At 58.2% G+C, this 26179-nt stretch carries 23 protein-coding genes and 1 pseudogene; 11 read left to right on the forward strand and 13 right to left on the reverse strand.

All coding sequences use genetic code 11. The annotated features are described in order from the left end of the window. Positions 1-7: 7 nt before the first annotated feature. Positions 8-643, forward strand: coding sequence for an SDR family oxidoreductase (locus tag CTATCC11996_RS23760; protein ID WP_003081430.1), 636 nt, complete (start codon positions 8-10; stop codon positions 641-643). 72 nt (positions 644-715) lie between these two features. Next, entirely contained in the window at positions 716-1885 is a 1170-nt protein-coding gene (locus CTATCC11996_RS23765) for an NADH-dependent flavin oxidoreductase (RefSeq protein WP_003081431.1), read from the forward strand. A 221-nt stretch (positions 1886-2106) separates the two neighbouring features. On the opposite strand, the gene CTATCC11996_RS23770 is transcribed toward CTATCC11996_RS23765, so the two are convergent. Then, entirely contained in the window at positions 2107-3342 is a 1236-nt protein-coding gene (locus CTATCC11996_RS23770; protein WP_042438344.1) for an MFS transporter, read from the reverse strand. Between the two features lie 116 nt (positions 3343-3458). On the opposite strand from CTATCC11996_RS23770, the gene CTATCC11996_RS23775 reads away from it, so the two are divergent. The 3 genes from CTATCC11996_RS23775 (at position 3459) to CTATCC11996_RS26425 (ending at position 5230) form a co-directional block, all read left to right on the forward strand. Then, positions 3459-4232, forward strand: a complete 774-nt coding sequence (locus tag CTATCC11996_RS23775) for an AraC family transcriptional regulator (RefSeq protein WP_003081433.1) — start codon at positions 3459-3461, stop codon at positions 4230-4232. A 304-nt stretch (positions 4233-4536) separates the two neighbouring features. Further along, entirely contained in the window at positions 4537-4860 is a 324-nt protein-coding gene (locus tag CTATCC11996_RS25655) for a DUF1010 domain-containing protein (protein WP_114864938.1), read from the forward strand. 13 nt (positions 4861-4873) lie between these two features. Then, positions 4874-5230 carry a hypothetical protein gene (locus tag CTATCC11996_RS26425; RefSeq protein WP_042438337.1) on the forward strand — a complete coding sequence of 119 codons (357 nt, stop codon included), beginning with the start codon at positions 4874-4876 and terminating at the stop codon, positions 5228-5230. A 321-nt stretch (positions 5231-5551) separates the two neighbouring features. Here the strand turns inward: CTATCC11996_RS26425 and CTATCC11996_RS23785 are convergent, their stop codons facing one another. Continuing rightward, positions 5552-6322, reverse strand: a complete 771-nt coding sequence (locus CTATCC11996_RS23785) for an arylamine N-acetyltransferase family protein (RefSeq protein WP_003081437.1) — start codon at positions 6320-6322, stop codon at positions 5552-5554. Between the two features lie 70 nt (positions 6323-6392). Here CTATCC11996_RS23785 and CTATCC11996_RS23790 point away from each other — a divergent pair, with 70 nt between their 5' ends. Next, a complete protein-coding gene (locus CTATCC11996_RS23790) occupies positions 6393-7898 on the forward strand; it encodes an aminotransferase-like domain-containing protein (protein ID WP_236597816.1) in 1506 nt (501 codons plus the stop codon). A 298-nt stretch (positions 7899-8196) separates the two neighbouring features. Here CTATCC11996_RS23790 and CTATCC11996_RS23795 read toward each other — a convergent pair. After that, a pseudogene (locus CTATCC11996_RS23795) lies at positions 8197-8821 on the reverse strand (tyrosine-type recombinase/integrase). A gap of 256 nt (positions 8822-9077) precedes the next feature. Between CTATCC11996_RS23795 and CTATCC11996_RS25325 the strand changes: the two are divergent. Next, the gene (locus tag CTATCC11996_RS25325) at positions 9078-9587 is read left to right on the forward strand and encodes a GNAT family N-acetyltransferase (protein ID WP_003081444.1); all 510 of its coding nucleotides are present in this window, start codon (positions 9078-9080) and stop codon (positions 9585-9587) included. 582 nt (positions 9588-10169) lie between these two features. Here CTATCC11996_RS25325 and CTATCC11996_RS23800 read toward each other — a convergent pair. Then, the gene (locus tag CTATCC11996_RS23800; RefSeq protein WP_003081449.1) at positions 10170-10559 is read right to left on the reverse strand and encodes a MerR family transcriptional regulator; all 390 of its coding nucleotides are present in this window, start codon (positions 10557-10559) and stop codon (positions 10170-10172) included. Positions 10560-10632: 73 nt separating this feature from the next. Between CTATCC11996_RS23800 and CTATCC11996_RS23805 the strand changes: the two genes are divergently transcribed. Next, the gene (locus tag CTATCC11996_RS23805) at positions 10633-11712 is read left to right on the forward strand and encodes an SDR family oxidoreductase (protein ID WP_003081452.1); all 1080 of its coding nucleotides are present in this window, start codon (positions 10633-10635) and stop codon (positions 11710-11712) included. Between the two features lie 270 nt (positions 11713-11982). Here the strand turns inward: CTATCC11996_RS23805 and CTATCC11996_RS23810 are convergent, their stop codons facing one another. Both CTATCC11996_RS23810 and CTATCC11996_RS23815 read right to left on the reverse strand, forming a co-directional pair. Beyond that, complete coding sequence (locus CTATCC11996_RS23810) at positions 11983-12375, reverse strand: Fur family transcriptional regulator (RefSeq protein WP_003081454.1); 393 nt, start codon at positions 12373-12375, stop codon at positions 11983-11985. Positions 12376-12443: 68 nt separating this feature from the next. Next, on the reverse strand, positions 12444-13613 hold the full coding sequence (locus CTATCC11996_RS23815) for an acetyltransferase domain-containing protein (protein ID WP_080569934.1): 1170 nt from the start codon (positions 13611-13613) through the stop codon (positions 12444-12446). 118 nt (positions 13614-13731) lie between these two features. Between CTATCC11996_RS23815 and CTATCC11996_RS23820 the strand changes: the two genes are divergently transcribed. Continuing rightward, positions 13732-15096, forward strand: coding sequence for an OprD family outer membrane porin (locus tag CTATCC11996_RS23820; protein WP_003081459.1), 1365 nt, complete (start codon positions 13732-13734; stop codon positions 15094-15096). Positions 15097-15340: 244 nt separating this feature from the next. Here CTATCC11996_RS23820 and CTATCC11996_RS23825 read toward each other — a convergent pair whose 3' ends face one another. Next, positions 15341-15838, reverse strand: coding sequence for a hypothetical protein (locus CTATCC11996_RS23825; RefSeq protein WP_003081462.1), 498 nt, complete (start codon positions 15836-15838; stop codon positions 15341-15343). An 86-nt stretch (positions 15839-15924) separates the two neighbouring features. Here CTATCC11996_RS23825 and CTATCC11996_RS26000 point away from each other — a divergent pair, with 86 nt between their 5' ends. Beyond that, positions 15925-16335, forward strand: a complete 411-nt coding sequence (locus tag CTATCC11996_RS26000) for a hypothetical protein (protein ID WP_172590553.1) — start codon at positions 15925-15927, stop codon at positions 16333-16335. A 123-nt stretch (positions 16336-16458) separates the two neighbouring features. After that, entirely contained in the window at positions 16459-16665 is a 207-nt protein-coding gene (locus CTATCC11996_RS26430) for a hypothetical protein (RefSeq protein ID WP_034350279.1), read from the forward strand. 63 nt (positions 16666-16728) lie between these two features. Here CTATCC11996_RS26430 and CTATCC11996_RS23845 read toward each other — a convergent pair whose 3' ends face one another. From CTATCC11996_RS23845 to CTATCC11996_RS26485, 6 genes are all read right to left on the reverse strand, one after another. Beyond that, complete coding sequence (locus CTATCC11996_RS23845) at positions 16729-22557, reverse strand: pilus assembly protein (RefSeq protein WP_003081475.1); 5829 nt, start codon at positions 22555-22557, stop codon at positions 16729-16731. Positions 22558-22768: 211 nt separating this feature from the next. Further along, entirely contained in the window at positions 22769-23338 is a 570-nt protein-coding gene (locus CTATCC11996_RS23850; protein WP_157999256.1) for a pilus assembly PilX family protein, read from the reverse strand. A gap of 5 nt (positions 23339-23343) precedes the next feature. Continuing rightward, positions 23344-24429: a PilW family protein gene (locus tag CTATCC11996_RS23855; RefSeq protein WP_003081479.1), complete on the reverse strand. Its 1086-nt coding sequence runs from the start codon at positions 24427-24429 to the stop codon at positions 23344-23346. 48 nt (positions 24430-24477) lie between these two features. Further along, on the reverse strand, positions 24478-24990 hold the full coding sequence (locus CTATCC11996_RS23860) for a PilV family protein (RefSeq protein WP_003081482.1): 513 nt from the start codon (positions 24988-24990) through the stop codon (positions 24478-24480). Then, a complete protein-coding gene (locus CTATCC11996_RS23865) occupies positions 24984-25553 on the reverse strand; it encodes a GspH/FimT family pseudopilin (protein WP_003081485.1) in 570 nt (189 codons plus the stop codon). The genes CTATCC11996_RS23860 and CTATCC11996_RS23865 overlap by 7 nt, the downstream gene beginning before the upstream one ends. Continuing rightward, complete coding sequence (locus CTATCC11996_RS26485; RefSeq protein ID WP_003081488.1) at positions 25553-25969, reverse strand: type IV pilin protein; 417 nt, start codon at positions 25967-25969, stop codon at positions 25553-25555. Before CTATCC11996_RS26485 ends, CTATCC11996_RS23865 begins: the two co-directional genes overlap by 1 nt. Positions 25970-26179 lie beyond the last annotated feature (210 nt).

The following is a 26179-nucleotide window of genomic DNA, read 5'->3' on the forward strand; positions in this document are numbered from 1 at the left end:
CCACACCATGACCAAAGTCCTGATCCTGGGCGCCAGCGGCCAGATTGCCCGATGGGCTGTCCAGATGCTGGGCGAACAAAAGGATGTCGAGCAGACCCTGCTGGTGCGCGACCCCGAGAAGCTGAGCGGCCACGAGCCGGCCAACGCCAAGGTTGTCATCGGCGATGTGATGGACAGGAAACTCCTGGCTCAGATCATGCAAGGTCATGACGTGGTCTATGCCAATCTGGCCGGAGAAGTGGACACGCAGACCGAGCGCATCCTCGCCGCCATGCAGTCCAAGGGCGTCAAGCGACTGATCTTTGTGAACTCTCTGGGCATTTATGACGAAGTGCCGGGCAAGTTCGGCGAGTGGAACCGCCGCGAGATCGGCCAGTACCTGCCACCGTATCGCAAGTCGGCCGACCTGATCGAAGCCTCCGACACCGACTACACCATCCTGCGCGCTGCTTGGTTGCAGGATGAAGACGAGGTGGACTACGAGGTCACCGCCAGAAACGAGCCTTTCAAGGGCACCGAGGTCTCGCGCAAGAGCGTAGCCGCACTGGTCGCCGATCTGGTGCGGCATCCCGAACGGCTGGTGCGAGCGAATGTGGGCGTGAGCAAGCCAAACACCGAAGGCGACAAGCCCGCCTTCGTTTGAGCCACCCATGGTCTCAGCCTGGCACCACCCGTGCCAGGGTCGACTCCTAGACATCCCGATTTCTCTCTACCGATGACTGACACCCTGTTCCAGCCCTTTGCCTTCGCCAATGGCCTCACGCCGCGCAATCGCGTGGTGATGGCCCCCATGACCACCTGGTCGGCCAATCCGGACGGGACCATCTCCGAGCAGGAGCTGGCCTATTACCGCGCCCGCGTACAGGGCGTGGGCCTGGTGCTCACGGGTTGCACCCATGTGCAGCCCAGCGGCATCGGCTTCACCGATGAATTCGCGGCCTATGACGACCGCTTCATCCCCAGCCTGCGCAAACTGGCCCAGGCCGCAAAAAGCGGCGGTGCGCCAGCCGTGCTGCAAATCTTCCATGCCGGCAACAAGGCCGTGCCCAGCCTGATCCCGAAGGGTGAGCTGGTCAGCGCGAGCAGCCTAGCTGCGCCCAAGGGACCGTTCAATGACGGCAAGCTCGCCAGCCGGGCCCTGAGCCATGAAGAAATCCTGGCCGTGATCCGCGATTTCGGCGAAGCCACACGCCGCGCCATCGAGGCGGGCTTCGACGGCGTGGAGCTGCATGGCGCCCACGGGTTTCTGATCCAGAACTTCCTTTCGCCCCTGTTCAATCAACGCACGGACTCATGGGGTGGCTCATTGGAGAGCCGCATGCGCTTTCCCCTCGAAGTGGTTCGCGAGGTACGCCGCGTGATCGCCGCCCATGCCAAGCGTCCATTCCTGCTGGGCTACCGTATTTCTCCCGAGGAGCCTGGCGAAGGCGCGCTGCGCATCGGCGGTGCATTGGCGCTGGTAGACAAATTGATCGAGGAAGGCCGGATCGACTATCTGCACGCCTCGCTCTACGACCTGCTGACGGGCAAGCCGCAGAACACTGGCTTGGAGGACGCGAGCGGCAAGACGACCGCCGAGCAGTTCATCGAGCGCGTGGCCGGGCGAGTGCCGCTGCTGGCTGCGGGCCAAATCCGCACACCTGACCAAGCGCGCCGCGCATTGGCTCTTGGACTGCCTTTGGTGGCCGTGGGCAAGGGACTGGTGATGAACGCACAGTGGGTGGAGCTGGCAAATGCCGGACGTGATCACGAGATCGACACGGCATTGGATATGTCAGGAGAGGCTGGAGACCTTCAGGTGCCGGACAAGCTGTGGTCTGCGATCTCGGCGACGCCCGGCTGGTTCCCGATACGCGATAAAGCAGAGGATCTGGCCGAAGCATGAGCTCGCTCTGGAGCAGACATTCGTTTTGACAATATGGGTGTCTGCTTCTGGCCGAGAGCACCATTTCGTGCTGGCAGCCGATAGCGGCCTGTCGAGCAATTTCCTGAGAACAGGTCGAATGACTGCTGTCAGGGCGCGTACCGAACTCAAGCTGTCGGCCACAACCTGCCATTCGGCACTTTTGCGGGAAGCGGACATAGGCGTATAGCGATGCAGCAGTTTTAGAACTTCTTTCGCTGCGTTTCTGGAAGAAACGCTGTGGCGAAGCCAAGGAGCGGCAGAAATGAGGTCACGCCATAGACCCACACAATGCCGTGTACGTCTGCCAACTCACCCAGTCCGGCTGCGCCAATTCCACCGACGCCGAACATCAACCCAAACATCAGTCCAGATACCAGTCCCACGCGACCGGGTACGGCCTCCTGTGCGTAGACCACCAGAGCGGCAAAGGCAGATGACATTACCAAGCCTATGACAATGGCGAGGATGGCTGTCCCGGCAAGACCGACATAAGGCAGCGCAAGAGCGAACGGGGCGACGCCAATAAACGAAATCCAGATGACAGCCTTGCGGCCAATGCGGTCTCCAACAGGTCCGCCTACGAAGGTTCCTGCGGCCACAGCTGCGAGGAACATGAAGAGAAACAGCTGACTCGTCTGCACGCTGAGCTGAAAGCGCTCGATCAGATAGAACGTGAAGTAATTGGTGAATGATGCGATGTAGACGAACTTCGCAAACATCAGCACACAGATAACGGAAATCGCACGTATCACGCCAGCGCGGCCCAGCCCCTCGCCATGGCCTTTCGACAGGACCTTGGCTTTAGCGTTTCCGTGATGACGTACCCAGATTGTGAGGCGATACAGAACGAAGATCGCTACCAGTGCGACCACCATGAACCACGCTACCGCTGGCTGACCATGCGGGATAACAATGACCGCAGTCAGCAAGGGGCCGATGGCGGAGCCGGTGTTACCACCTACCTGAAAAGTGGATTGCGCTGTTCCAAACTTGCCACCCGACGCCAGCCTTGCAATCCGCGAGGCCTCTGGGTGAAAAGTAGCAGAGCCGACGCCCACCACCGCTGCCGCAGCCAACAGCATCTCGTAGCTGCTGGCCGCAGCCAGGAGCGCGATTCCGATGAAGGTCATCCCCATGCCCGAAGGAAGCAGGTATGGCTTGGGATGCTTGTCTGTGTACAGGCCGATCCAGGGCTGGAGCAGCGAAGCCGTGACTTGATAGACCAGCGCGATGATTCCGATCTGCCCAAAGCTCAAGGAGAAGCTCTGTTTGAGCATGGGAAAGATCGAAGGCAGCATGGCCTGGATCATGTCGTTGAGAAGGTGGGCAAAGGCAGCGCCCCCGACGATAGGGAGAAGGAATCCCTGTGGCTTGGCGTCGGGCACCGCGATGCAAGGTGCTTCCGATGTGGAGAGAGTGGCAGTTCTGACGGTCATGGAATTACAGAGGCAAGTGCGTTGGACCTGAGCCGTTGGACGGCTGAACTTGGAGATTACGTCCTTGCCGATTGGCTGTCGCACGCTCATCTGCCAATACCTGTAGAGTTTCTGCCATGGCAACGCATCCATCCCATAAACACAAGCAGTACGACAGCCTGGCCTGGCCGGTCGTCGTCATGGAGAGCAGGTGGCCGGTCGGTATGTCCACGGGTTGGCATTCCCACCCCAAAGGCCAGCTTCTCTACGCTACAGAGGGCGTTATGGTGGTGCACACCGACGCGGGGTCTTGGATCGTCCCTCCCAATCGCGCGCTCTGGATAACCACGGGCCTGCGGCATACCGTCACGATGGCCGGCGACGTGCTTATGCGCACGGCGTACATCGATGTCGCGAAGGTAACGACCTTGCCGCATGAGAGCAGCGTCATCAACGTCTCACCCCTGCTGCGCGAACTGCTCGTGGAGGCGGTCCGCATTGCGTTCCACACCGAGCCGAAAGGCCGCGACGCACGGCTTCTGGAATTGCTCATTGATGAGATTCGCGTCTCAACGACCCTTCCGCTTCATCTGCCAATGCCCAAGGATGAGCGGCTTCGCAGCATCTGCGACCAACTTAGCGCAACCCCCTCAGATTCGTCGAATGCCGCGGAATGGGCAGCGTCAATCCATGTGGGAGAGCGAACATTGCACCGGCTATTCGCCAAGGAGACTGGCATGACGTTCGCTCAGTGGCGTGAGCAGGCTAGGCTGCTTCACGCGCTGCGCGGGATTGCTGCAGGTAACAAGGTCATCGAAGTAGCGCTCGACTGCGGCTACGGCAGTGCCAGCGCGTTTGCTGCAATGTTCCGTCGACATTTCGGGGTCTCGCCCTCCAGCTTCTATCAATAGCAAGGCCAAGCTGCGAAGCCCTCAATTTGGCGCGCCCTTTTTAACTGACTGCAATTGATGTGTGCGAACGGCGGCTCTGTGCCGAACAGCGACAGTCGCCGTTCGGCCACTAGCGGTCATTTGGTCATTGAACTTTTGTACTAACCAAAGACTGAGTTCAAAAATTTTAGGATTGTCTTAAGGCGGCAACAGCTAATTTGCCTGTTGAACTGCAAGCTCATACAGTATTAGGCGAACTAAACATGCTTGTTGTATGTCTTCTTAAAACTAGTTAGTCCGCTTTAATTTCTGTCCATTTAAGCCTATGAATATTCAAACACCATTTACCTTCTCAAGTGTTTATTCGCTGGGTTTTTGGGGTTTGTTAGTGCTGCGCCTGCGTAGGTTTTGCCAGTTTCAAGCCTTTTTAGGCTCTAGTCGTTTCACAGTAAGCACTAGTAGCTATGGTTTTCGTAGTTTTGCGGAGCCTCGGTGGCGCGGTGCTTTTCCGTGGGTTACGCCCATCGCCAAGTCTGGGGGTTCTCTTTTGGCCTTTTGGTCTAACCCATCGGTCTTGTCGATCCGCCGATGGCAGTCGACTTGCCTCAGTCGTTATAACTCGCATGGCGCAAGTTCCAACTCCTCCTGACCAGTCGGAGTTCATGGAACCCGAATTGACTCCGATCGTTGAAAGTACTGGCGAAGGACTAGTCGGGACGCTGATTGGGTTCAGCTTTTGGTTTATTGTGCTGAGTTTTGTACTGACGATTGTCACGTTGGGCAAGGCTCTCCCTCTTTTATTTTTCTCGATCTTTGCGGTTCTACCAATCTCCATGCTAGGGTGCTCAGCGCTCTGCTGGCGCGTTTTCCACGCCTCGTTGAGAAGACCGTCTGTCCAAGTTGAGGCCGTTGTCGGTAGTCAATGGGCCAGGTTGGTTGGGTTACTTGCGCTCATCCCGGCTGTTGTTTTGTTGGCGCTGTCTGGCGGAATTCTGACTTTCGCATGGCACAAGCTCTAACTAGTCATTGCAACCGACCGCCTTCGGCATCGAATGAATTGCGAATGTCTGTAATGGGTCGTCACCACCAGTTCGCAGCTTACGGGAGCTGCCGTTCACCTTGTCTGGCGCACTACGATCCAGCCAATTTCCGCTTTGAGGTGCACAGCGCACGTCTGGCCAGATAGCAGGTCAACGTCTTGTATTGGCGGCAGCGGTCACAGGCTTGCCAAATCTCAGAGGCTACAACCAGCCTGAAGCTACCTGCCGGGCGATCATCCTCACCGGCCGCTTGCGACCATCTTGGAACGACCCATTGTGGAGGTTCGTTTTCAGTAGTCCTCAATGAATGGAAGGCAGCCTGAACTGGTTGAGCAGTACCTCTTCAACCTCTTTCGGATCCAGCTGCCTTTTCTCAGCACGTCCATCTGTGATCGTCTTAAGCATGTCGCCCAGCAAAATGTTACGACCACTGCTGTGATGTTGCACAACTACTAGCTTCTGCACAAAGATCGCTTCAGGGTGCGTGGAATTGAGATAGTTGGCGGGAACGAAGTCGATCCATTCCTGAGGTGAAAGATCAAAGCCGTATTGGTTGGCCCACTCACCATCTACTTGAGCTTTGAGCAGGTATTCACCGCGCTCGTCACGGGTGAGCAGAAAGGTGTCACTGTCCTGCTCAATATTTATATCCAGAAGCTCCAGATCCATTGGTGCTCGGATGCCGTAGCTGCCGAAACCCAGATCGCACAGCCAGCGCCGACCTTCGACCTCGGCAATCACGGCCATGTGGGTCCTAGGTCTGCGTGCCGGATAAAACATGGGCCGCGCGGCGACGAACTGGTAGGGAATGCCCAGAGCTTGTAACGCCATTGCAAACAGTCCGTTGACCTCATAGCAGTAGCCGCCTCGGCCTTGCTGGAGAATTTTGTCGGCGATATCTTCAGGTATCAACGAGACGACTTTGCCGGCTTGAACATCCAGATTTTCAAATGGAACCGTAAATAGCTGCTGGCGCATCAACGAGTGCAGGGTGGTTGTGTCACCAGCGAAATTGCCTGTGTAGCCAATGCGTTGTAAGTAGGTGGGCAGATCGAAATTGCTGGCATGCATGAAAAATCCTTGGTGAAATTGCATCCAGAAAGATAGAGCATGAATCGCACTATCTGTATAAGCAGAATGATTGAAAATCTACCTGTACAGATTGAGTGAAACGTCCATGCAAAACGCAGTGGTTCTCGCCGCCCCTTCATTGCCGCACTATCTCCGAATTGCCGAGGCGCTGCGCCAAACACTGGCATCTGGTGCGTTACGTCCCGGCGACCGCTTGATTTCCGCACGCAAGTTGGCGCAGCGGGAGCAGGTTAGTCTGCCCACGGCACTGGAGGCGCTGCGTTGCCTTGAGGCGAAGGGGCTGATTGTTGCTCGACCACGTTCTGGCTACTTTGTGCCTCAAGTGAGCAATAGCGCCTTGTGCCTGTTACCTAGAACGAACTCTCGGCCGGCTTCGCGCCCTTTGCCTGTGACTATGGCAGGCTTGGCACGCTCCTTGTTCAGTAGTGCTGACACGCGATTGATGCCACTGGGCGCTGCGCTACCTGATCCCACCTGGCTGCCAACTACGACATTGCAGCGCGCATTGCAGACTGTGGGGCGTCGATTGCAGGGGCATGGGCAGACCTACAGCATGCCGCCAGGGCGAGCAGAGCTACGTGCCCAGATTGCGGCACGGGCTTCCCAATGGGGCGGGCAGTTTGGCCCGGAAGATGTCGTGGTGACTGCTGGCGCAACGCAAGCCGTGCGACTGGCGTTGCGTGCAGTCTGCAAGCCTGGCGACGTAGTGGCGATTGAGCGCCCGGCTTATTTCGGCACATTGTTGTTGCTGGAAGACCTGGGTCTGAAAGCTCTAGAAATCTCCACTGACCCGCACTATGGCATGGTGCCAGATGCGATGGCAGCAGCTCTGGCAAAGCACAAACCTAAAGCGGTGTTGGCTTCGCCCACTGTACAGAACCCGCTAGGAGCCTGCATGCCGGTAGAGCACAAACGTGCACTGGTGGCCTTGTTGGAGCAAGCCGGCGTACCTTTGATTGAGGACGACGTATATGGAGATCTCGCAGGAGAATCTTTGCGTCCACCTGCCTGTAAAGCCTTCGATAGCAGCGGCAACGTGCTGTATTGCAGCTCTGTCTCTAAAACATTGGCACCGGGCTGGCGCATTGGCTGGATTGCGCCTGGACGTTTTCACGAACAAGTGCTGAAAGCGCGGCTGGCTGGGGACTGGGCAGGCGTGCCGCTGTTGGAGGCGGCTTTGAGCGAGATATTGGCGAGTGGTGACTATGACAGGCATTTACGGCGCTTGAAATCTCGCATTCATGCCGCGGTTCAGGCCGTCATGGCGCGGGTGGAGGCTAGCTTTCCCGCAGGTGTCAGAGTGACAACTCCCAGCCAAGGTTTTTTGCTTTGGGTGGAGCTGCCGCTCCAGATCCATGCGATGGAGGTATACCGACGTGCGTTGGCGTTGGGCATAGGCGTCAGCCCCGGTCAACTGTTTACGCCGCAGGCTGATCTGCCCAACTATCTTCGTCTAAATTGTGCCAACGATCCCACACCTCGGCTTTTGGGGGCTGTTGGGCAGATTGGGGAGATATGCTGTGAGCTGATGCGGCAGGCTCAAAGCATTGATTGAGTCTGTGATGTCTTAGCTCTATGACTCACCGTTTACAGCCTTTCTCCATGAGGATTTGGATAACGCGTTTGCTCCAGCAGATGCAGACTAGCTTTGTGAGCTACTAAAGGAGTTCCAGCTCCTGATGGCTTAAGCCAAGCACAGGCGACATCGCTCCACATTTGAGTAGTACTTGAGCTTGGAGTCAAATTTAAACGACTGCTCCTGGCCGAAAGTACCAGTTTGGCCCAGCGCCGCATTGCAGCCGTTGAAGACGGCCACCCGGCCGCAGTTTCCGGTGTGGCCGTCAGCGGCAACATCAAATCTCCGTCTGTTCAGAGATCTCGAGGGCATCGTCGACCTCAATGCCCAAGTACCTCACTGTCGACTCCAGCTTAGAGTGGCCGAGCAGTAACTGCACAGCGCTCAGGTTCTTGGTGCGGCGGTAGATCAGTGCCGCCTTGGTCCTGCGCATCGCAGTGTGTCCCGTACTCCATGCGGTCCAGGCCTAGCTCGTCAACCCAGTGACCGAGGATTCGGGCGTACTGCCGTGGCCCTAGATGTGGAGGTTTGTGTAGTCTGCTCGGAAGCAAGAAGTCCTCTGATTTCAGCCCAGCTAGCTTGATCCAGGCTTGCAAGGCGTCACGGGCAGCCTGCGTGATCTCAAACTGCACTGGACGCTGAGTCTTGTGCTGCATGACGACCGCGCGCGATGCCACCTGGTCGCCGTGGCATACATCCCAAACCTTGAGGGCGACGAGGTCGCATCCTCGCAGCTTGCTATCGATGCCTAAGTTGAAGAGAGCAAGCTCGCGCACCCGGCCTTCCATCTGGAGCCTTACGCGCAGCGCCCAGATGTCCTTGAGCTTGAACGGAGCCTTCTGCCCGACGATCTTGCCCTTGTTCCACGGCTCGCGATAAGCGGTATTACCTGTAGATCCCATGATGGTCTCCCATCGAGTTGAGGGGCACACAGGATGCGCGGGCTTCGACTCGCCTGAGCGACTAGTGATGCTTGGCTGCCATAGCCTTATGACTGTCAGCTTCCTGGCATAGCCATGAACTCAACATCTCGGTCAAAAGCAGCCTTTGGGACAGGTTAAAGTATTGTTGATTCGACGGTTTCCATGTGCCCGAACTGGCTGATGAAAACATTGGTAAATGCGGCCTCGTTAGATAGCTACAGTCAGAAAGCAAGCCTTGATTTCTATTCGGCCAATAGCTGCCCACGAATGGCAGAAGTACCGTGATATTCGCCTGCGCGCTTTAAAGGATTCTCCCGACGCCTTCGGCAGTACTTGGGAGCGTGAAATCTTATTGACCGACGAAAGCTGGTCCATACGCATTGCTGCGGCTGCAAAATCACCCAGTAACGAGGTGTTTTTCGCAGTCAGTGGCGAACAGGCTCACGGATTGATATGGGCTCAGATTTCTGAAAAGGAATCAGATGTTGCTTGTCTGTACCAGATGTGGGTCGATCCTGCAGCCCGCGGTTTGGGTGTTGGACGTTCCTTGCTCACGGAAGCGCTTACATGGGCAAGAAAGAATGGTGCGCGACACGTTCAATTGGGCGTAACCGTCGCTGACTCCCCAGCCTTTAAGTTATATACGTCACAAGGCTTTCTCTCTGTCGGAAATGCTGAGCCTTTACGTGAAGGCTCGGGTCTTATGGCACAAACCATGGTGCTGGAACTGGGCGCTAGCGCATGACTGCTTAGGGTCGCAAGCTCCTGTTCGCACGACGTGACAGCGGACATCCAGCAACCATCGGCCAGCACTTGATGGTCACTGTCCGCAGTTCCCCTGAAACATGTCGTTGGACAGTCGCCAGCGTCGATGCTCGGATGGCTGTTATGGAGCGGTAACCGAAAGGTTGCGATGCGGCAACGAGCAGCAGCAATCGCTGCACAACAGACACCTGTTGACGAAGCACGAACAACAGCAATGGGTCGACTACTGGCCGACGCGAACGACCGCTAACGGGTACCTCAGGTTTGTGGCGCTGCCCCATTAAGTCTGCCATTCGGCGACAGACCGTTCACAGCCTGCAGCAGCCCGCTACGCAAAGGTGGCGACCGACGGCTTCTGGTAAATCTGCGACAGTCGCAGATCGCCCCATCGCAGACCTTCGCGTGCTGTCGCCTCAGGTCTGCTTGGCAGAACTTGCTAACAGAGAGGACGCACAAGCCTGCACTGAACCAGACAAGGTCTGGCCGCAAGGATCTAGAAAATACTTGAGCGGGGCTTGAAACCGGAAGCGTGCGGCAGCTGCCGCTCCTGGATACCGACAGCTCAGCTCGAAGCCTTGGCCAGTTGCTGCAGCTCAAGTTGTCTGGCAGCGCTGGCTTCGAGGTTTGCACGTTCTTCATCCAGATAGCGATAAATGCTTTTGAGGTCCGCGATTTTCTGTCTGATCTCCGCCATCTTCTTTTCAATGAGCTTGGCGCCGTCAGCACAATCGATCGTCTTGTTCCGCTGTGCATCCAGAATCTGGCCTATTTCCCCCAGCGAAAAACCCATGCTTTGCGCGCGCTGGATGAAGTTCAGATCCTGCAGAGTTTGCGCAGTGTAGACGCGATAGTTGTTGGTTCGTCGCGTCGGCGAGATCAGGCCGATTTGCTCGTAGTAACGCAAAGTATGGCGGCTGGCGCCGCTGCGGGTCTCAAGTTCGCCGATTCTCATGAAAATACCGCTTGACTATAGAGTTAGGTCGACACTCTACATTTGATTTCTCACCCAACCAAGGAGCAGGAGAATGAGCGTGGAGTGCTTTGTCACGGGAGGGACCGGCTTCATCGGTCAACATTTGCTGGCGAACCTGAGTGCCAAGGGTCACACCGTCCGGGTGTTGATGCGTCGCCCCGAGCGACTGGCTGCACTGCGAGAGCAAGTCGACAATCTGGGAGGGACTGCAACCCGGATATTTGCCATTGCTGGCGACCTGGAGCGGGACAACCTCGGGCTGAGCCCTGCCGACCAGGCAGTGCTAAAGCAGTCAAGAGTCGTATTCCACCTGGGTGCCCACTTCGCTTGGGGGCTTTCATTGGAGCATTCTCGTGCGGTCAATGTAGAAGGGGCAAAGCGCGTGGCGCTGTTGGCGGCTGGGCAAAAAAGCCGCTTGGTGATGATCGGCGGCTACATGCTGAAGAATCATGAACATCTGCTGCGCATCGGAATTGATCCTCGCCATCCGGAGCTGACGAATTGGCCTGCCGTCTACAGGCGCGTCGGTGCTTACGAGGCGAGCAAGCTGGAGGCGCACTTTGCGACTCTGCAGCTCATGTCCGCCAAGGGCGGGGAAGCTACCGTAGTTCACCCCGCAACGGTTTGTGGCCACAGCCGCACGGGACATATCCTTGACGGTCAGCCGCTGGTGACGCTGATACGCAATCTTGCGCAGGGAAAGCTGGCTGCAGTGCCCGGTACCGCCGAGCATTGGCTGCCACTGGTCACCGTGGATTACCTGGTCGAGTTGGTGGCAGCTTGTGCTTTCGATCCTGCCATGGTGGGCAAGGAACTGCTGGCGCTTGATGACCAAAGCCCCAACTTGCGGGAGCTCCTGGGACAGGTGGCACAACCCATGGGCCTGCAGCCTCCCAGGCATCACATTTCCCTGCGATTGCTGAAGTTGCTGCTGAGTATTCCTCCCATCGCACGCCTCTTGAATACGAACGCTGAAGCCTTGGACTTTATCCAGACCACTCGCTTTGATACGGCAGCAGTCGAGCAATTTGCCAACAGGCATGGAATAGCCAAACCGGATATACGCCAGTCTTTGCAGCACACTGCAATGTTCGTCAACTCATATTGGGTCGCCAAGCACAGGGCTGCCTGACTTATTCCTTGGGGCTCCAAACAACGTCAAGATCCAAGGCGGTCGTACGCAGCAGGACAGCGCGGTCTCGGGCATGGCGCAGATGTGCGCTTGCAAATGTCCGCAAGGGTCTGCTGCACTATTTCGACACACGCAAAAGCAGTCATCCAGAGGATGTCGGACATGGCAACAGATCGCATGGCCGCTCTGGGATGGAATCGGTATTCAAGGCCGGCCGACAAGACGGCTACCGGCAAGAGAGGTCATCGCCGCGGCAAATGGGACGCACACTCACGACAAGGTGGATGCACATTCACGACAGCGGCCATACAGCGTAATTTCATGGCTATCGACCAGAAAACCAGGTGGTGCCAAGCCCGCCAGGTCGCCGGGACAAGCATGTACATCGAAAACCCGCTGACAGACGGTGCACTGGAAATGGTGGTGGTGGCCGTGGTGAGCTACCTCATACATGGGCGTGCGCTCAGGCAAGTGGACCTCATGAAGAAAACCCTCTTCAGCCATCGCTTTGAGAGCCCGGTACACGGTCGCAATCCCCAGCCCAGGTAGCGTTGCCTGCGCCAGCTCCAGCACCTCCTGTGGCGCAAGCGGCCTGCCGGCCTTCGTCATGGCCTGCTCAATAGCCGCGCGCTGCTTCGTGGATCGTTGCTTGGAGGGGGTCATTGTGGCGAGGCTATGTCATGGAAGCGAGGGAGGCAATATTGTGCCCTGGCTCGCCTCTTGACCGGCCCCTACAGGTACTTGAGCCAGGTGATGTCGCGTCGACGCTGCTTGAGTGCAGCAAACCAGCGAACGGCGGGATACAAGGCCACGGCCAGCAGCGCCGAGATCACCCATAGCCAAAGAAAACTGCTCAGCCCGAACAGTTGTCCCTGGTTGGTCCCCCAGACCGCCATTGCACCCAGATACATGAACTTGAGCACGTACAGATGCAGCACATAAAAGAACATGGGCGCGGCGCCCAGCGTGGCCAGAAGCTGCAGCCAGCGGCGGCCTGTGGCTTTCTCGAACGCTGTGAGCAGCAGCAATCCGATGCCGAGCGTCAATAGCAGGAACAACAGTGAAGGCGGATACTTGGTGACGTTGAACCAGGACATGACCGTCCGCAGCGCATCCGCACCGGCCAGCCAAGGTGCATCGCCATACACGTTCAGCGTGCGCAGCAGAGCAAAGCCCAGCAGGCAGCTCACGCCTGCAACGAGCAGATGGTGCCTGCGCTGCGTCGCGTCACAGGCTTTGCCAAACCACGGTCCAATGCCGTAGCCCAGGGCGATCACGCCAATCCAGGGCAGCACAGGATAGGACGTGCGCAGTTGCAAGCCCGCCAGCTCCAGCCAACCACGGTCATGCAGGATTGCCCAGGGGATATGCATCACGTGATCCGGCGGGAAATGCAGGCTATCGAACAGGTTGTGCCCTGCTACCAGCACCAGGCCCAACAGCAGCAAAGCCTTGCGTGGCAGCCACACCAGCACCGACAGCGCCAGCATGGAAAGACCAATGGCCCAGATCACTTGCAGGAAGATCCTGGCGGGGGGAAATTGAAAAGTCCAGGCGAAGTTGACTACCGTCACCTCCAGCAGCACCAAGAACAGGCCGCGCCGCCACAGGAAGCCCGACGCGGCACTCGCCTGACCCGCCTCGGCATGGCGGCTGGCATACAGATAGGCCCCCAAGCCTGTCAGAAACACAAACACTGGCGCACACAGATGGGCCAGCATGCGCGGAAAGAACAGGCCGGGCGGAGTCTCCGCCACCACCATCGGGTCCGGTACTTGCAGATGCAGGTAAAAGGTTTCACGGACATGGTCAAGCAGCATGAACAGCATGACAAGACCACGCAGCGCATCGATCGATTGCAGACGGCCAGCACTCGCTAGCGAAGACGGAGAAGGTGACAAGCTGTTTGCTCTATTGATATTGAATTATCACTATCATATCAATTCTATGCTTACCCGCACGTGGTTCCAGCTCTTCCCTTCAAGCAAGCAAACCATGTGCCCAAGAACGCAGGAGCACATGCACGCTGCCTTCCCTGAAAAATCTACCGTGACCTCCCGCCCCACCCTCTGCTGCCCTGCAATCGTCGCTGCCCTCCTCCTGGCCGGTGGCCAAGCCTTCGCTATTGGACAGGAAGAGGCCAAAGGCTTTGCCGAGGGCAGTTCTCTCATCATGCAAAACCGCATGCTTTCAGAGCAACTCGACTATCAAAATGGCAGCAGCTTTCGCGCCGCAAGTGGGCAAAGAGGCCAAACCCTTGCTCGCGAATCGGCCTACGGGCTCATGCTCAATTACGAATCAGGCTACACACGGGGCCTTGTTGGAGTGGGGCTTGATGCGCATGCCTATGGTGCCCTCAATCTAGGCACCGAAGCGAACCATGCACGCGCAACACCTCGCTACGTGGCCAGGGATGGACAAGGGATTGCCGATCGTTTTGGGCGCGCCGGCGCTGCGCTGAAAATTCGAATGTCAGCCACCGAGCTGAAGGTGGGCGAGATGCGGACCAGGTCCCCGCTCTTCAGTTCGTCCGATACTCGATTGCTGCCTGAAAGCAATCGAGGCTGGCAAATCATCAGCACGGACATCCCTGCGCTCACACTGCAAGCCGGACGCTTTACCGGCTGGGCTGACCGCAACGCCCGCAAGAACGGCGCCGATCTGCAGGCCAACTACTCGGGCGTGACCGGCAGCTCCTTCAGCTTTATAGGCGGTACATGGGTCACGCCCATCACCAACCTCACGCTCAGCAGCTACTACGGGCAATACGCGGACAACTGGAACACCGCGTATTTGGGAAGTTTCTACAAGCTTCCTCTGCCAGATAAGCGTTCACTGTCGTTCAATCTGAATATCTATCGCAGCACCGACACCGGCAGGGCAAAGTCAGGCGTCATCGACACCACCACCTGGAGCTTGATGAGCAGCTACGCCATAGGTGCCCACAAATTCGGTCTCGGCCACCAGAAGGTCAGCGGGAACAACCCGTTTGACTATGTGAATCGCGGCTCCATCTGGCTGGAAAACGCGATGCAGCTGTCCGACTTCAACGGTCCGCGCGAAGCCTCGTGGCAGCTCAGGTACGACGTGGACCTGAGCTCCATTGCAACCCCTGGATTGAGCGCAGGCGTGGCCTACACCAGAGGCTCCGGTATCGACAACAGCCGTCTCAACGCAGTGTATGCCAGCTACCTCGGCTATTCGGCAGCCAACGGCAAACACTGGGAGCGAGACATTCAGGTTCGATACACGGTGCAACATGGGGCGGCAAAGAACCTGAGCTTGCAGTTGCGCTACGGAGTGCATCGAACGAATAAAGCGCAAGGTGAAGCCAATATGAATCAGCTTCGACTACAAGCGGAGCTTCCATTCAAGATCCTGTAAACCTGAACGAACTGCCTGATGGGCTGCAATCAGTGATTCATGGCGGCCCCGTCTTCTTCCGATACCGGGCATGAAGCGGCCGATGGGGAAAGTTCAAGGCCGACCGCTTTCGGGGGCATGGGTGAAATGGAGGCCCCGGCCACAGGCTGTCGCCGAAGGCATGCGAAACTGACGCTCAGCACAGGTATCGAGTATCGGATGGCAGTGAGGAGGGACATGCAACCGAAGGGGTCGCGAGCGATCTTCATCCGAAATGAGAGAAGATGATCCACCCACGCTTGGGAATGACGATCAGGCCAGACTCATGCCCAGTTGCATAAAAGGAGCCGGGTTCTCTCAACGCCTCATTGATACCGCGCTCCATTTCGGAGGGAATATCCGAGCACCCCTCGTTCATACCGGTCAGCCAGCCGTTTCGAACCACTTCGTCCTTCGGCTCGATGTAGGGTGTTTCCTTCCAGTCACTGTATTCACGACCTTTATGCCGCCTGGCCTGCTTGGCGTCTCTTAAAGCATCAAGCCCATTCGTGCGAATGCGCTCCAGCGATGGCCCATCCATTTTGTAGATAGCTGCTCCGCAACCTTCTCTCAATCCGCCACTGTCTTCTATAAACAGTAGCTCTTCAACCTCAATCGCCTGAGGCAGGTAGCCTTCGTACCAGTAGCTGTTGAGGCCTGCACAGCCTCGGGTTGCAAGCAGGAGCGCAGCCACAATTGAAAGTGCCATCAAACTGAGCTTCATTGCGCCTCTCATATCGCCCTAGGGTAACCTTTCAGTCAAGCCGACCCGCATTCTGCAGTTGGCTTATCTGGCACATCAGACACTCCATGTCCCTCTCCTTGTACCTGGCCGATCATGCCAACCTCCAGACGCCTTGCAGTGATATATCGCCGGTCACCTTCAATGACGACGGCTGCTACTGGTTCCTTTACCGCTACTTTGAATCAGCAAACCTCGAACGCCACAAAGGCGAGTTGATTGATCTTTACGGTGGCGGTGTCATCGAAGGGTATCAGCTGCATCGCCTTCGCACCGAGCTTGAGCAAGCAATGCAGGATGTCGCGCATAAGCCCGATTCCTGGCTGGTTCTCGTTGGCTGGCAGGGCGGGAGCGTTTGCGTCGAGACTGAAAACTGGCGCAAAGTCGAAAAGCTCGAAGTGCTTCACGCCATCACTTCGCTCCTCGCACTCATACAGTCAAGCTCCCCTGCGCGAAAGCTTGTCTGCGATGGCGACTGAAGTGGCCAGGCTTCGCGCATCATGGCGCCATAGCCGCCCATCATGCCGTTGACGAACAGGCCCACGAGCGCTCCGGCCCGGAGCATGGCCACGGAATCCGACTGCTGAGAGTAGAGCACCGCCATGATGACCGAACCCGGCAGTAAGATCAGGAAGCCTGCGGCCTATGCAGTTCACCTCGAAGACTTGCTCAGGCTCAAGCCCAGTCATCTGTGCGCATTTACCTGTGCGCATTTATCTGTGCACATTTCGTGGCTCGGTGGTGTCAGCCACCCTAAGGAGGATCTGCACCCCCCTGTTTTCATGCACCAATCCATCACAACCTATTGATTGCATTGAATTGGATTGGATTGAATTTCCAGAAAACGAGGTTTTGCAGAGGCCCCCTCATGCTTATTTCACCAGTTCACGCCAGCTAATGCGTCTACCCAGCGGCTTGGGTGAAGCGTAGGGAATGTCAATGTCCAAAGGCTTGTCCCTGTTGCCCGTCGTCGATATGTGATCGGTTGCCTTGCCATCGCCGGTGGTAGTGGTGGCATGTCCCGAGATCGTTGAGCCATCCACAATGATCGATACATCGCCCTTGCCATCCGGCCCTTGGATCACGGCCTGGCCAGTGTTGAAGTTCAGGTAATTGATCCAGCCATAGCCGCCTGCCAGGCACACATCGGGTGAAGGCACATTGCTGGCGATGACCAGGGTTGTGTTGGCTAAGCGCATGTCGATATTCACGCGCTCACCTGAGTCGGGCAAATCTACGTACCAGCCCTTGGCATCATCCTTGCAGTCCGTCGAACTGCCCAAGCACCTTATCGTGCGCGTGCGCTGGCCGCCCGCTCCGGTACTGGGCTCCAGCAGCATCTGATTGAGCCGGCTGCGCAGCGACTCCCCCGACATGCCATCCATGCTGTCATCGAAGCCATAGACGCTTTGCGTACTCTTGTCTGCAAGATCGTATGAACCAAACAGCCTGCCGGTTCCCACCAGGATGCGCGGCCTCTCGGTCGCCGCAGACGTGGGCACCAGTTCCATACGCGTGGTAATGGGCTGAGGCTTGCTGCGTTCGTCAACGAGTTGAACGACCTTCTTCGCGCCCTTGGCTGAGCCGTCCTTATTGAACTCGAAGCGCCAGACATTGCCTTCCAGATCGCCGCCATACAGCAGCTGCGTAGTGTTGTCGGTGGCCGGGTTGCGCACGAAGTTGTTGATCTCCCTCAGGCCGCTGCCTGCCGTGGCAATCGTGTTGATGATGCTGCCGTCGTTGGCATCAAGCACATAGAGATACCCCTTGTTATCCGAATTGTTGTAGCCCGAGGTCAGGAACACTGCCCAGCGGCCGTCAGGCAGCTTGGACACCAGTGGCCGCCCAAAGCTATGGCCCATGGTGGAGATGCTCGTGCTGTTGACTTCCCATAGCGGCTTGGGATCCTGCGGGTTGGTGATATCCAGCGCATAGTAGCCCTTGCCGCCCTTGTTGAATCCGCCCACCAGGATGGTTTTCCAGGTGCCGCCGGCCTGGATGTCGGCCGTCACCGCAGAGCCGTCCACAAAGTAGCGGTGACCGCCTTCATAGCTGACGCTGGCCAGTCTGGGCAGCTCCGGCATCACGGTCGTCGGCACAAAGGCCCAGGCCTCGCGTGCAGCCGTCTGCACCTGCTTGCTGCCTTCGATGCCGGAAGCACGCGGGTCCACCTCGGCATAGAAGGCATGCAGCATGCCATCGTTACCGCCCACATACACCATCGGCGTGCGGCCGCGCTGGGCCAGCCGAAAGGCGCTATGGCCTGCATCCCGGTACTTGCGCAGTGGCTCCCCCACATACAGCGGCTGCGAGCCGATGATGTCGCCCAGCCTGCTCTCCCGCGTACGGTACAGCCTTCCATTCTGGTCCTTGGTGAAGCCCTCCTTGCTCTGGTCGCCACGGATGAAGTTCACCAGATTCTGGCCCACGGCCGCCTCCTTTTGCGCTTTCGACATCTGCTCGTACTGCGCCAGGCGGCTCGAGGCGTTTGTGCCGTCAAAGTTGCTTTGCAGGCTGCCCAACTCGCTCCATGTGAAAAGCTTTCGCGTCTTGCTGCCGTCCATGAAGTAGATCGTGCGGGGGTCGCTGGCCTGATCACGGGCATCGAGCCTGGCCCGTGCCGACCAGCCATCAATCTGTGTGCGCTGGCCCGATTGCGGATCGATCTTGTAGGCCAGCAGGTCGCCAGACCATCGGCCGGTCTTGTAAGTGGCGCCGTAGGCGTAGTGGCTGTCGGCACTTACCAGCGCAGAGGACACCGCCACGCCGGCCCCCGAACCCGTGGCTGCGCGGATGTCTGTAAACACCTCGCTCAGGCCGGCCTCGATGGCTTTGGGATCATTGGCGCTGAAGTACAGGCCCCGGCCATTCACGGCGGTATGCCAGAAATCATCGATGGATTGCCGTTGATCGTAGTTCGTCGTGCCCTCAATGGGCCAGATCGGCCAGGTCTTCTTGCCCGTGCGCAGGTCGGCAAAATCGCCCCCACCATTCTTGTAGTTCTTGTCGTACTTGAGGTTCCCCGAAACGCCCATGCCAATCACATAGGTGCTCATGTGCTGCCAAGCAGCCTTGTCGTCCTCCGCTCCGTTACCTGCGGGCTTCACCACATTGTCGCTGTCAGGGCGAAGGTCGGTCGCATAGTAGTACTGGGCCACGTCGGCCAGCGAGTTGGTGCTTCCTCCTGTGGCGGCTTGCATATCCAATTCTTCGCAGGGCAACTTGCCACAGGCCGTGTGGGTAGGGGGAAGCTGTGTCCATGGGGGCGTTCCTGGCTGCGGCCGCCCTCCCGGGGGTTGTTCAAGCGGAAGCAGCGCCGCCCATTCCGCAGGTGCATAGCATCTTGGAGGGGACTCCAGGTCACCGCTGATGTCAATTGGGATACCATCCGTCGTTTTCGTCTCGACCGTGCCGGTCATCACCTTTTTGTCGGACCAATAGCTGCCCGCGTAGGTCTTCTGCCTGCCCAAGACTTCCACGCAGGCCGGCGCAGAGCAATTGACGGGTTCATCGGCCACGATTTCGCTTGTGGACTGGCCCACGCCTGAGCAGTCCGTCACCTTTTTCGTGCTCGCGTTGTAGCCTGGGATACAGGCTTCCCCCTGGAGCACTGTGACGGTGTGGGGGCCGTCCTTGATGCACTGGATTTCGACACCATTGGCAGCCTTGCTCTTGCTGGCCTCGCAAGCCGCAAAGTCCGCTTCGGACTGCAAGTAGCTCAGTCCGCTGCCTGCCCCTTCATCGACCTTGCTGCAACTGCTGGTGGTCCAGCCATTGGCTTGCGTTGGATTCCCGCCCCCATCCAGCGAGGATTCGCAGGTGCCGTAGGCCATGTCCGTGGCTTCGGATTTGTCTATACAGTCGGTAACTTGCTTGAAGCCTATCGATGATTCCGAGCAGGAAGGCACGGATTTGCGTGTCTCGGTCTCGGTGGTGCATATGGTCTGCGTCCAACCATTGGCCGCCGAGGCGGCGCTGGCAGCGCACTGATTCGTTGCAACGTCAGCCGGATCGGGGGCATCAACAGTGCACCAGCTGACAATACAGCCATTTTCTGCCGTGGCGGCCTGTGGTGTGCAGGTGCCAGGTTCCTTGGCACGGCTCGCCGGCGGCTCAATGCCCTCCTTGCCTGGCGCTGGCTTGCACGATGGCGGGTCTGGGACTTTGCCCTTGTCTGCGCACTCGCGGCCGACCCAGCCATTGCTTGCCGAGGGAGCCTCATCCGAGCAGGTCTGCGCAGGCCACCAGATACTGCTTTTTTTCTCACAGGACAGACCTGCAGAATCACTTGTCTGGCAGGCGGAGGAGTCCTTCTGAACCGCACCGCTCCAAGTGCTCGGCAAGGGCGTGCATTCATGGAAATATCCGTCCTTATTCTCGCCGGATGTGCAAGACTTCGGAGGAACAGGCTCGCTCTCAGGGTCCCCACGGCTCCCGCACTGGGTATTCATGCGCCCCGGTTCATCGCCCAAGGGACCCGGGGTACAGAGTGGAGTCCACTCCTGGCCAGAAGACTTCTTGCATTCGTAATACAGGTTGTCGCTGGATGCATCCAGCACGGGGGTCGTCGTAATCTGGCAGCTATTGTCCGTGACCGATGCGTACTGCTCTTTTCCGCAATTGGTCGTCTTGAATCCATTGTCCTTGCTGGGCGACTCCCATTTGCATTCGTCGGCTGTGACGAATTTCTCCTCCTTGTGCTCCGTATTGCAATTGGAGAACTGCACCATTGAAAGAGAATCGCTGCCATGGCCTGGCGATGCAGCCAGGATTTTGTCCCGCAGGTCCGGGTGAATGGTCCTGCAAGAGGCAACAGGCCCGGAATAAGGTGCGACCGAGGTAGTACCTTCACATTGGATGAGCCCCCATCCAGGCACATACTGGCCATTTCTGCCACAAAAATCCTTTGCGCTGACGGGTACGGACAAGGTTTCGCACTCGACCTTGAAGAATCCGTCCATACCGGAAGAGCAGGACTGGACCACGCTCCCCTGGTCGCTGCCCTCCAGCCTGCAGCCGCCTGGAAATTGATCGCATACCGCTTTGTCCGTGGTCTTGAGGTCCTGCTCACCCACGGCAGGGTTCTTGTACCAGTAGAAATAGCGCTTTTGCAGGGTCTGTATGGCCAGGGCCGAAGCCCAGGGCGTTTGTGTTTCCGTACTCCAGGTGCTTGTCAACTTCCAGCGGTATTGCGTCTTGGAGACATAGTCCCAAGTAAGCAATTGCCTGTAGCGCTTGCGGGTGACGCTGTGTGTACCTTGCGAATACCAGTAGGACTGGACGCGCTTGGGCCATTCCAGTTGCTCCGTCATGTCGCTGATTTTTCTGAAGTGCTCTCGCAGCGTCCTCGTGCTTTTCTTCATCCAGCGAAGAGTGGCAGTGCGCCAGGTTTTCTTGAGAACGTCTTTCTTGACGATCTTTTTGTAGGTGGTCTCGGTCTTGGTGCCCCCGCCTGGCGTCGTCACCTTCCAGCCCAGGCTGCACGACATCGAGCCATAGCTGACGCTGGCATCGTGTACGTCTTTGGTGCCGTTGACCGAGCCATCGAAAATAGGCCGCGGGCGCAGCCCATCGGCATCGGTCAGCGATTCTGGCGGGCCGTCCTGCTGGCCTACCAGGGTTTTGCCATCGATCTTCACAGGCCCTGCGCTCTCTTGCCCGATGTTCCAGTACCCATCAGTGGTAACAATGGCGTAGTGGCGCTGGCAGGCCGACACCACGGGGTCGACGAAGGGCGTCATGCTGGCATTGATGCTGTCGCTTTGGCCTGCATAGTAGCGACCGACGCGAGCCAGCGCCTCGCGGGCGGGTGAGGAGCCGCCGGTCTTGATCGTCTGTATGGCCTCGAGCCACTGCTGTTTGCCGTCTTTGTTGAAGTCAGCGACCGGTAGAAACTTGCTGTGGGGCCCGACACCGGGATTGGCCACGGTCAGAAAGCCGATGCGAAAATTGTCGTTCAGTGTGGAAAAAGCCAGGCTGACCGACGACTTGGCCATATTGATGCGCGTGCGGTAATAGCTATACCAGTTGGCGAAATTTTGCCTCTGGGCGGCTGGTATGGCTCTGCGTGTCCAAAATCCGTCTGGGCCACCGTTCCCCCGCCCCCAGATGTTGATGCTCTCCTCGTTGACGCGCAGTGTGCCGTCATCCACGCGCATTGAGTAATAGTCCAAACTGCTGCTGATCTTGTTGCAAACACCGACCTTTTCGGACGGATCCTCAAAGTGAGGCTCCGGTCTTGTTCCGGCAGCGTAGTAATTACGCCATTCAAAGAAATAGGCTGGCTGGGCGGGATCTTCAATATACGCCCTGCGGCGGGTGTCGTTGTCGTAGGCCTGAAAGTTCCTGGACAGGTCTACCGTGCCCAGAGACTGGTCGTAGCCGTCCTTCCAGGCGTTCTCAAACCTAGGCGCGTCCATATCCCGGCCATCAGGCCTCTTGGGCAGCACATAAGTGGTTTGCGGGTTGTAGTACAGCGTATTGCACAGCGCGCTTTTGTAGCCGACGGGAAAGTAGGTGGTGCCGTCTGGCTCCCAGTCGTCGGGCATGTGGGTCCACTGCATGGAGTCAGAGGTGTCCAGAAGCAGCATCACGTTCGGCTTGTTCTGATCGGCCATGATGCCCAGCGGCGTGTCCGATATCTGCACGACATCCTGGGCCGGGGCGTCGGCCACGGCCATGCGGCCAGCGAAGACCAGCATGCCCAAACTGATGACCCCTGCCAGCGACGCCGCTACGAATGGCCGCAGCCTATATGTCAGTTTCTGGTGCATCTCGAACCTCCCTTTTCCAATCTCGGGTAGCCCGAGAGCCTGTCTTTCTGTTGGTCTGTCTGCCGGCCTGTCTGTTGGTCTGCATTCATGCCGAGCTGTCCAAGGTCTGCGTTTTGCCGCCAGCCATGAGCACCCACGGTCAATACACGGTCATCTGCACCAGGCTTAGGGTGCTGCGCGGGCCCGTGGCCCGTGCCGTGATGCGGTACATGGGGCGGGCGTTGCAAGAGGAAGCACTGCCTGCCGTCTCTGAGGGGCCTGGACAATCCAGCTCCTGCGGCAGCACGCAGCTTTGGCCAGCCGCATCCCAGCGGCCAGCGTCCCTGCACAGCCGGTGAATGAGAAATTCCACCTTGTTGCCCAGGCCATCGTCTTCGGTGACCAGCTTGGCCTGGCTCCAGTCCAGCGGCGCCCCGGGGTCATGGCTGGCGAAGTAGCCACTGTCGGCGTCGGCCTCCAGCGTCGCACTGCCAGCGGAATACAGCGCATCAAGCTGGGCCATGCCTCTCTCCAGCCCCAAGTCGGCACCCGATGTGGCTCCTTGCTTGAGCGCAAGGCTGCCTGCCATGCCGGCGCCCTGAGTGGAGGTGCGCACCACGGCCAGGCCGGTGAGCGTCATCACCAGTAGCACGATCAATGCGACCAGAAGGATGACGCCGCGTTGCGGGTCCTGCCTGGGGGGCCTGGGGCGATGTGTGGGTGAATGCACGGCTTTCATAGCTGCTGACCCCATAGCGTGTTGCGCAGCGGGACAATGCTTTCGTACACCCGGTAGCGGTAGTGCATCCACTCATCCCCGTCTCCCATGCTGAATTGCTTGGTGCCGTTGGCCCAGCGGGGGGCTGAGTTGGTGACTTTGTCTTTTTCGTAGTGCGGAATACGCATCAATACGGCGATACGCACAGCAAGAATCTGCTCCCACCTGGTTGCATCGGGAGAAAGCGAGGCGGTCCATTCGGCTTCTTCATCGATCGCGCCATTGGCGTTGGCGTCATAGCCGTATTCGGCCTGAAGTTGCAATATGTCATGGGCCACGGCGACCTTGTCCGTCTCGGTTTCGTCGAGATGGTTGTAGCGGGTCAGTTGCTTCTTCTCGTCCACGCTCCAGACGGTAAGGGTCGGCTCCGGCCCCAGGCTGTAGAGCATGCCTTCGCCCAGACTGCTTTTGCTCGAATCCAGGAGGCTGGTGTAAGCGCCATCATTGCGCGTGGCCTCGACCTCCTGGCCTTGGTAAAAATCCTGGTAGGAGCCGGTCTTTCGATGGACTTTGTTTTTGTTGGCGGCTGCCGTCGCGGATGTCGGGTCGGCCCCGGCGGTCACTTCCATCAGCAGGCAGTTGTCGGTGAAGCTGTCGCTGGTGCCCAGGATCACATCGCCGGCCTGGAAGCCCGCGTTCGATCTCTCCATCTTGAACTCACCGCCACTGCTGCCCACATAGCGGGCGCCAGCAAACATATTGCTGGAAGAGCCCGTCAGCACCCAGATTCTCCCGTCTGCTATGCGCACAGGTAGCAGCGGGAAGTCGAAAGCGGCCGTACTGCGTCCGCTGTTGTACGCTTTCACTGAGCAGTTGAGATAGCGGGCGTCGATGCTTGCAAACCCCAGCCCTGCCGAGCGGATATCGCGTTCAATGGCGAACAATGCCATGGAGCCTGCCGTCTGCGCTTCACTGATCGAGACGATGGTGCGCCGCCGCCCTTCGGACGTGGCATACAACTGGTAGATGGCCAGCATGCTGGCCAGACCTATGGCCAACCCCACCATGATTTCGATCAGGGAAAAACCGAGGGATCGACCCATCGCCGGTGGCCTTGCGCATGGGCGCTTGCGTTTGTACATTGGCATGCCCTAGTGCACGAAAGCCTGGATCTGGTAGTTGCGCACGGCCGGGTCATTGGGCCCTTGCCAGCACAGCGTGACAGTGATCCGGTTGTCGTGCGCCGCATCAATCCTGACTTGCTGCATGGCAGCCGTGGCGCCAGGCAGGCCATGCACGTTGGGTTGCTCACCCCGTGCGGCTTTGAGCACGCCTTTGAACGTGGAGTCTCCTGCGCTACTGCCGCTGAAGTCGCACATCTCGCCATCGGGCTGGTGCTGGAACGCTGTAAGCGAGCTCGCCAGATTTTCTGGCGAGCTGCGGCTCACTTTGAGTTCGATCAGCCGCACGATCTGCGCAGCGAACATGCCCGCCTCCGTGCGGTACTGCGCATGGCCGGCCCAGGTCGCAGACTTCATGGTCAGCCCGGCAATTCCGAGGATGCCAGTCATGACGATGACGATGGATACAAGTGACTCGATCAGCACAATGCCGTGCTGGTTGCGACCCTGTCTTGCGCCTGTACTGGCGGGCGAAGTCAGCATTTGCGGTTATCTCCGTTGTTTGAAATGCCTGGATCGCACAAACGAACCTGTCCGCCAAGCGATATGACGACATGCAGGCAGCGGGGACCCCGGGGATAGCAGGTGTCCGCTGCGGGGCCCAGGAATTTGACGATCTGGTTGACGGAGGCCGCACCCTGGCCATCGAACTGCACGACGGCCTCGTTGGCCGCCACGCGCAGTCCCGTGGTTCGTGCCTCCTGCGGATCTTTGCTGTCAACCCATTCCGTTCCCTCGAGCGTGCTCCAGTCGACTCCCTGCGGGCCACCACCAGCCAGCATTACCCAGCCGAGGCCATTCACACTGGCAGTGGGCTGTGAAGCGCGGGGATCATCGGTCAGCAGGAGACGTACCTCGGCATTGCGACGTACGGCCTCGGCGCGCGCCAGTTGTGCGCCGCTGTAATAGGTCTGTGCCGCCGCGCGGATGCGAGCGTCGGTCAGGTAGGCGCTGGCGCTGGGCAGCGTCATCAGCATGAAGAAGACTGTGAGACCCAGGCCCACGAGCATCTCGACAAGGGTGAAGCCCTGTACGGCGCGGCGCATCAGCAACTTCCATCCCTGCGTGAAGACCAGCAATTTGCTTCAGGCTTCGTCCAGCCAGTAGGCGTTGCGGCAGTCTTGCGCACGCCCTTGGTGTCAAGGGTGAAGACAAAACCACCCATGCTGCCCTTGCCTGTGGCGGTGACCTTGGGGGGTGTTTCGTCCAGGGAGCAGGTGTACTTGAAGTGGCTGGTTTCCGCAGGCAAAGGCGCGATCGAGTCCGCCTCGCAGGCACCGGTGTACTTGCGGTAATCCTGGAAATACTGCTCCAGCTTGGCCCCCATGTCCGCAAGAGGCACCAGGCCATCGACGATGCGTCCGCGTTTGAGGTAGTCGCTATAGCTAGGCACGGCGATTGCCATCAGGATGCCCATCATGGCTATGACGATCAGAAGTTCGATCAGTGTGAAGCCTCTCACACACTCACTCTTATGCATTGATACTCAGACTCAGTTTTTATTTAATTCAGGGCGCGAATTTAGGCGGAAACCCAGAAAAACTCCCACAGCAAAATTTCAAAATAAGACTATTCTTATAGAAACCAAGGAGTCCTGTGCGTAAAGTGCATTCATCAATCCGAGTTCCATGGATTAATCATGGGAAATATTGTTGGCGCCGGAATTAACAAC

This window comes from Comamonas testosteroni ATCC 11996, assembly GCF_000241525.1.
GTDB classification, from domain to species: domain Bacteria; phylum Pseudomonadota; class Gammaproteobacteria; order Burkholderiales; family Burkholderiaceae_C; genus Comamonas; species Comamonas testosteroni.